At 43.2% G+C, this 1,033-nt stretch carries 1 protein-coding gene; it reads right to left on the bottom strand.

All coding sequences use genetic code 11. The features are described 5' to 3' along the window. Positions 1-14 precede the first annotated feature (14 nt). Complete coding sequence (locus tag MMY95_RS15605; RefSeq protein WP_011373852.1) at positions 15-935, bottom strand: IS30-like element ISLsa1 family transposase; 921 nt, start codon at positions 933-935, stop codon at positions 15-17. Positions 936-1,033 lie beyond the last annotated feature (98 nt).

Below are 1,033 nucleotides of genomic sequence, written 5' to 3'. Positions count from 1 at the left end.
GGCAAATTACAAGTTTAATCCGAACAAGCCCGGAATCTTTCAATGGCAGTCTGTTGATGATGTATTTTTAATGGTCGTTGATTAATTAGTTCAAGTGCTGCTAGGATCTCATCAGTCGTTACTTGGCTAAAATTGGTCTTTTTCGGGAAGAACCAGCGTAACCGTCTATTAAAATATTCATTGGAACCTCGCTCCCATGGTGAATATGGATGGCAAAAATAAACTTTGATCTGATAATCCTGTTCTAAGGCCTGATAATTGGCAAACTCTTTACCATGATCAACAGTAATGGATTTTACTTGGGGACCGAAGGCCCCCATAAACTTGCCAAAGGCGGTGTTTAGAGCCTTAGCCGTTCTATTAGGGGCTTTGATAGCCCATAGAAGTCGGGTCTTACGTTCTACGAATGTAACCAGACATGATCGTGACTCACTTCGACTAGAAAGCACCGTATCTACTTCCCAATGACCAAAAGCTAACCGTTGATTAACAGTTGTTGGCCGTTGTTCGATGGAAGTCCCACTTGTAAATTTCCCACGATTTTCGCTCACTCGGTGCTGGCGGACATTCCGATTGGGTAGATCAGTCAATTTGAAGGGGAGCCAGCCACGATTAAGCCAATTATAAATTGACGCAGTGCTCAAGTTATAAGCGGCCGCAATGGTTTCTGGTGACCAGGTTAATCGTAAGTGATTGGTAATTAAAGTCGCTAATGCTGCCGTCAGCATCGAACGACGACCGCAATTCCGCCTTTTGCGATCTGCATCTTGCTGAGCTAATTCTGGATCATAAGGTTTAACCCGGTCCAACTCATAGCTAATCGTAGCTTTGGCGACGCCTAAGGCGTCAGCCATTACTTGGTAAGATTTATTCCCCTCATTGACCAGTTGTGCTAGTGCGCCACGTTGAAAACGTGATAAAGTAGATGTACCCAAAGTAATCACTCCCTATATTGGTTGGAATTAGCTACTACCATTGTAAGTGATTGCTTTGGGCTTTTTAATTTCTGTTCGGATTAATTATAGAATTTGCC

The organism is Lactiplantibacillus sp. ME-2 (assembly GCF_022549155.1).
In the GTDB taxonomy this organism is placed as follows: domain Bacteria; phylum Bacillota; class Bacilli; order Lactobacillales; family Lactobacillaceae; genus Lactiplantibacillus; species Lactiplantibacillus plantarum.
The sequence above is the reverse complement of the archived record's forward strand: the minus strand, read 5'-3'. Positions and strand labels throughout refer to the sequence as shown.